The organism is Mycobacterium sp. TH-M15 (assembly GCF_057473705.1).
The window spans coordinates 1-5,985 of sequence record NZ_JBYCLB010000658.1 but is presented as its reverse complement, the minus strand read 5'-3'; the positions used below and the strand labels follow the sequence as shown (position 1 = coordinate 5,985).

The window sequence follows — 5,985 nt, the reverse complement described above, 5'->3', positions numbered from 1 at the left end:
GGGGGTACCGCCCGCTTGCGGGGGAGCGATCGCCGAGCGGGCCGTACCCGCGGTGTCGCGCAGCACGGCCAGGTGGGTGGCCAGGTCGTCGTCGAGGTGGTCGATCCGGCCGGCCTCGGCGTCGTGGATCGCCGAGCCGAATGTGATCGACGCGGTCTCGAGGCGCTGCACCAGTACCGGGGAGACCAGCCGGGTGATCCGCCGGACCGCGACACCGAGCGCGGCGGCGGTCAGCTCGCCGGTGGCCACCGCGGTCACCCGGTCGGCCAGCTCGTGCGCCTCGTCGATCACCAGCAGGTGGTGCTCGGGCAGGATGCTGGTCTCGGCGATCGCGTCGATGGCCAGCAGCGCGTGGTTGGTGACGACGACGTCGGCATCCCCGGCCACCGCCCGGGCCCGCTCGGCGAAGCACTCGGCGGCGAACGGGCAGCGGGCCGCCCCCAGGCACTCCCGGGCCGAGACGCTGACCTGCGCCCAGGACCGGTCCGGCACGCCGGGTTTGAGGTCGTCGCGGTCACCGGTATCGGTCTCCGACGCCCAGTCGGTGAGTCGCTGCACGTCGCGGCCGAGCGCGGTGCCGGCGGCCGGCTCGAAGAGCTCCTCCTGCGGCGCGGCGTCGGGATCGTCTGAGGCGGCTGAGCCGTCTGAGCCGTTGTGGACCTTGTTCAGGCACAGGTAGTTCCGGCGTCCCTTGAGCAGCGCGAAGGTGGGCCGGCGGGGCAGCAGGCCGGCCAGCGCGTCGGCCAGCCGGGGCAGGTCGCGTTCGACGAGCTGGCGCTGCAGCGCGATCGTCGCGGTGGAGACCACCACCGGCTGGTTGGTGCCGACCGCGTGGGCGATGGCCGGGACCAGGTAGGCCAGCGACTTGCCGGTGCCGGTGCCGGCCTGGACGACCAGGTGCTCACCGGTGTCGAACGCCGCCGCCACCGCCTCGGCCATCGCCACCTGGCCGCTGCGCTGGCTGCCGCCGAGTGCGGCCACCGCGGCGGCGAGCAGCTCGGGCACGTCGGTCATCGCGGCATCACCGACACCAGCATCTCACCGGCCCGCCGCGCGACCCGGCCCGGATCCGGCGCCGTGAGCCCGCCCGGGCGGGCTCAGCGGCTCACCCGGCGAAGCCGGCGGGATCGACCAGCGTGGTCAGCAACGAGAGCAGCGAACCCGGGTCGGCCAGATCGGTGTTCGGCGTCGACGCGACCAACTCGGACATGTTCGCCCACTCCTGCGCCGCCTGCGCACCCAGCGCGGTCGGGAAGTTGCCGTTGGCGGTCAGCACCGCGGTGGCCAGGTCGTCGCGAGCGTTGAGCAGCCCGGCGACGATGCCGTAGTTCGGGTCGAACAGCGCGTCGTTGAGCAGCGACCCGAGCTGGGACGGCAGCAGCAGCGACAAGACGGTGTCGCCGAGCGCCAACTCGACCGGCTGGCTGACGTCGTTCCAGGCCAGCGGCAAGTTGTCGACGAGCGCGGTCAGGCTGGTCATCGGATGGCTGAGCAGGTCGTGACCGACGGCGTCCCAGTCCGGGCTCAGCGCCGGCGTCAACCGCAGGTCCAGCGGGGTGGACGGCTCGCTGCCGAACGCCGCGTCGAAGTTGTCGGTGCCCATCAGGCCCTGCAGCCCGTGCAGCAGCAGCTCCTGGATCAGCCAGTCGGGCTGGGCGTTCATCCGGGAGGCGTCCAGGGCGTAGTCGTAGGAGAACACCCGCTGCGCCATGTCGGCGGCGTACTCCGCTGGGTTGACGGTGGGGGTGTCGGTGGGCAGGTAGTGGGCGACGTCGGCCACCGACACCAGGTGCGTCGTCACCTTCTCACCGTCGACGTCGGTGCCGGAGGCGATGTTCTCGAACCGGGCGAAGATCTCGCCCTTGTCGACGCCGCTGCTGTCCAGCCAGTTCGCCACGCCGGGGTTGGTGGCGCTGACCACGTAGTAGGTGTAGCCGTCCGGATCGTGGAACGCGGTGGTGTTGTTCAGCGTGGTCTGCGCCAGGGTGTAGGGCAGCGCCCCGCCGTAGACGTTCATCAGCTCGATGCCGCTGTAGGACGAGTCGACGTCCGGAACCTGGACGATTAGCGCCTCGCCGGGATGCAGGTCGAAGTTGCCCGCTGAGACGGCCGCGCTGTGCAGCCCCGCCCCGAAGCCCGTCTCCGGACTCAGGTTGCTCATCGTGTTGGTGGGTTCGAGGATGCCGGCCGCCTCGCCGTTGGTGATGCTCAGCTGGTTGAAGCTCGGGGTGATGGTGGCGAACGCGTTGAACAGCGTGGTCAGCAGTGAGTCGACCGAGTCGATCTTCCCGCTGGCCAGGCTCGACACCACCGAGTCGACGGCAGCGGCGTCCGGAGCGGTTCCGGCGCTGGGCAGCAGACCGCCGCTGGGAATCGAGGCGAACGGCGGGCAGTCGGAGATGCAGTGGATGCTCAGGTCGGCCGGGCCCTTGGCCCAGTCGCCCAGCATGTCGCGGATCAGCAGCGACGCGTCACCTCCCGCGGTCGCGTCGGTGTCGTTGATGAAGTTGGTGGCGCCGCTGGGTTCGGTCGGGCCGATGTCCACCGTGAACGTGCCGTTTGGATTGACGGTCAGGTTGTCACCGAGCTCCAAGCTGCTCTTGGTGACCGCCGAGCCGCCGGTGATCGCCTCGGAGCTGATCGACAGGGCCTCGGTTCCGCCGCCGAGGGTGCCGGTGAGCTCGTACGTGGCGCCCGGGGCCAGTCCGGCGGTGACGTGGTAGTAGATGTCCGGGGTGAAGAAGTCGAAGTACTGCCGCGGGTCGGCGGCGTCGCCGGCCACCGGCCACCGTCTCCGGCGACTGGAAGAACCAGCCGTCGAAGAGCTCGGTGACCCGGGAGATCCCGGATATCAACAGCTGGTAGTTGGTGTCCTGCAGCATCGTCGGCAGCATCGCGACGCTGTCCGGTGCCGCGTACGGCAGGGCCGCGTCGTGCGCCTCCGCCGCGGCCATGGCGGCCAGCAGCGCATCCAGGGCCGGCTGATACGCCGCGTCGCCGGCGGTGAGTCGGACGCCGGAGTGCTGCGGCTGGGCCGGGGTCGTCACCGGGGCTACGGCGACGACGCCGGCCAGCGCGAGACCGGCGGTGATCCAGGCATGCAGCCGAGCGGTCGAGCCGGGGTGGTCGGGCATCGCGTCTCCAGTTCGCAACCATCGTCGCCTTACGGCGGTATGTGTGACAGCCGAGATTGTTCTGAGCCGGATCGTAGCGTAATGCACGAGACACGTCGACGCTAGTGTCTCACAGGCTCGGGTGCGCTTCCCGCCTCCACGCGTCAGCGGACCGCCGTTGGGCGCGCTGGGGTGGACGAGCAGCGGGAAGGAGAGCTGCTCCGGCGTCGGCTCTTCGCTGTGCGGCAGCGCCAGCAGCTGCCGCATCTCCAGCGACGCTGGTGGTGGAGCTCGGCGAGCCGCCCACCACCACGACCCGTCGTGGAGCTGGTCGGTGATCGCGCTGGTGAGGCTGCTCATGCGCTGCGCCACCGACGCGCCGAAGGGCAGACTCTTGACACCGGTGGTCGGAAGAAGCGGGTCCGGGAACCGTATCGGGCCTGGCCGATCCGGCATGGCTTCTCCGTCCACGCTGAGGGAAACAGCGTGGGTCAGTGCGCGCGGAGCGCGGGCTCAATCTCGGCGGAATCGAACTACCACATCCACACATGCCGTGCGACGCATCACGCTCAGCGAGGCGGCGGCGCGACCAGCACGGTGGGGATCGCCGGCTCGCCGTGCGCCACCTTCAGTCCTTCCCAGGGCAGGCTGTGCAGCCCGGCCGCGACCCGCTGCCGCGCCGCGGCCAGCGCCGGAGCGCCGGTCTCGGTCACCACGTCGCCGTCCCGGACCAGCGGGACGGGCAGCACCCGAAACGGACCGGACACCTCGGGTGGCCGGCCGGCCGGATGCACCACCTCCTCGACGACGGTGCCGGTCGGCCGGGACCGCCGCAGCGCCGCTTTGCGGCCGCCGACCGAGGACTTGTTGGTGCTGCGTTTCTGCACCGGCACCCCGTCCACCTCGACCAGCTTGTAGACCATGTTCGCCGTCGGCGCCCCGGAGCCGGTGACCAGCGCGGTGCCGACGCCGTAGCTGTCCACCGGCGCGGCGGCCAGCCCGGCGATGGCGAACTCGTCGAGGTCGCCGGAGACCACGATCTGGGTTTCGGTGGCGCCCAGCCGGTCCAGCTGGTCACGAACCTGGTGGGCGAGCACCGTCAGTTCGCCGGAGTCGATGCGCACCGCGCCGAGCCGCGGGCCGGCGGCGGCGACGGCGTTGGCCACGCCGGTGGTCACGTCGTAGGTGTCCACCAGCAGTGCGGTGTCGACGCCGAGTGCCTCGACCTGGGCGCGGAACGCGGCCAACTCGCCGGCCTGGTCGGTGCCGCCGTGCACGCCGGTGTGCAGCAGGGTGAACGCGTGCGCGCTGGTGCCGCTGGTCGGGACCCCGTAGCGTCGCTGCGCCGCCAGGTTGGACGACCCGCTGAAGCCGGCCAGGTACGCCGCGCGGGCGGCGGCGACCGCGGCCCGCTCATGGGTGCGCCGCGAGCCCATCTCGATCAGCGGCCGGCCGGCCGCCGCGCTGACCATCCGGGCCGCCGCCGAGGCGATCGCGGTGTCATGGTTGAAGATCGACAGCGCCAGCGTCTCCAGCACGATGCATTCGGCGAAGCTTCCCCGCACGCTCAGCACCGGCGAACCGCCGAAGTACAGCTCGCCTTCGGGGTAGCCGTCGATCTGGCCACGGAATCGGAAGTCGCGCAGATACCGCAGGGTGTCGCGGTCCAGGAACTCCGCCAGCATGGCCAGCGCGTCGTCGTCGAAGCCGAACCCGGGCAGGGCATCCAGGAAGCGGCCGGTGCCGGCGACCACCCCGTACCGGCGCCCCTCAGGCAGCCGGCGGGCGAACAGCTCGAAGCCGGCCGTCCGGTGCGCTGTGCCGTCGCGCAGGGCCGCGGCCAGCATCGTCAACTCGTACTTGTCGGTGAGCAGCCCCGCGCAGGCCGAGTCGTCCATCCGTCAACGGTATCGGCTGGCGACCGCGGCGGCGTGGCTCGGTATCCTGGCGAGCATGGCCGCGTCAGCACCGACGTCCACCCCGGTGAAGCCGGGGACCACCGGTCAACGCAGCGGCGAGCCGGTCGACGCCACCGACAGCCCGTGGGTCACCGTCGTCTGGGACGATCCGGTGAACCTGATGACCTACGTGACCTACATCTTCCAGAAGCTGTTCGGATACAGCGAGCCGCACGCCACCAAGCTGATGCTGCAGGTGCACAACGAGGGCAAGGCCGTGGTGTCGGCCGGCAGCCGGGAGTCGATGGAGGTCGACGTCACCAAACTGCATGCCGCCGGGTTGTGGGCGACCATGCAGCAGGACCGCTGAGCAGCCGAGGAACCCAGGGCGACGCGGTGCGGAAGTGGAAGCGGGTGGAGACCGCCGACGGTCCCCGGTTCCGGTCCGGCCTGGCCCTGCACGAGGCGGCGCTGCTGAGAAGCCTGGCCGGCTCCGTGATCGGGATGCTCGACGAACGTGAATCATCCGCCCCGGCCGACGAACTCGAACAGATCACCGGGATGAAGGCCGGCAACACCCGACCGCCCCAGGATGCGACCATGCGGCGGCTGCTGCCGGACTTCTACCGTGCCAGTAGGAGCCCGGAGGACCCGGTGGACCCGGCGAACCTCAACGCGGCGCTGCGCGGCCTGCATGAGCCGCAGATCATCGACGCAAAACGGGTTGCCGCACAACAATTGCTGGATACCGTCCCGGATCAGGGCGGCCGGTTCGAACTGACCGAGGAGCAGGCGAACTCCTGGATCGCGGCGGTCAACGACATCCGGCTGGCGCTGGGCACCATCCTCGGCGTCGGCCCGAACGGTCCGGACCGGCTGCCGGCCGACCACCCGATGGCCGGGCAGGTCGGGGTGTATCAGTGGCTGACCGCGTTGCAGGAGTACCTGGTGCTGGCGCTGATGAGGCAGGCCTG

At 71.0% G+C, this 5,985-nt stretch carries 5 protein-coding genes and 1 pseudogene; 2 read left to right on the top strand and 4 right to left on the bottom strand.

Annotated features, from left to right (window positions below; translation table 11 throughout):
• The 4 genes and pseudogenes from AC2VNT_RS16110 to AC2VNT_RS16095 form a co-directional block, all read right to left on the bottom strand.
• On the bottom strand, window positions 1-1,014 hold a 1,014-nt coding region (locus AC2VNT_RS16110), incomplete at its 3' end, for an ATP-dependent DNA helicase (RefSeq protein WP_486947807.1).
• A gap of 91 nt (window positions 1,015-1,105) precedes the next feature.
• A complete protein-coding gene (locus AC2VNT_RS16105) occupies window positions 1,106-2,782 on the bottom strand; it encodes a hypothetical protein (protein ID WP_486947806.1) in 1,677 nt (558 codons plus the stop codon).
• A gap of 496 nt (window positions 2,783-3,278) precedes the next feature.
• A pseudogene (locus tag AC2VNT_RS16100) lies at window positions 3,279-3,569 on the bottom strand (PE-PPE domain-containing protein); the annotation flags it as partial.
• A 113-nt stretch (window positions 3,570-3,682) separates the two neighbouring features.
• Complete coding sequence (locus AC2VNT_RS16095; protein WP_486947805.1) at window positions 3,683-5,011, bottom strand: nicotinate phosphoribosyltransferase; 1,329 nt, start codon at window positions 5,009-5,011, stop codon at window positions 3,683-3,685.
• Window positions 5,012-5,066: 55 nt separating this feature from the next.
• On the opposite strand from AC2VNT_RS16095, the gene clpS reads away from it, so the two are divergent.
• Both clpS and aosR read left to right on the top strand, forming a co-directional pair.
• On the top strand, window positions 5,067-5,381 hold the full coding sequence (clpS, locus tag AC2VNT_RS16090) for an ATP-dependent Clp protease adapter ClpS (RefSeq protein ID WP_486947804.1): 315 nt from the start codon (window positions 5,067-5,069) through the stop codon (window positions 5,379-5,381).
• 26 nt (window positions 5,382-5,407) lie between these two features.
• A partial coding sequence (gene aosR / locus AC2VNT_RS16085) for an oxidative stress transcriptional regulator AosR (protein WP_486947803.1) occupies window positions 5,408-5,985 on the top strand: 578 nt, incomplete at its 3' end.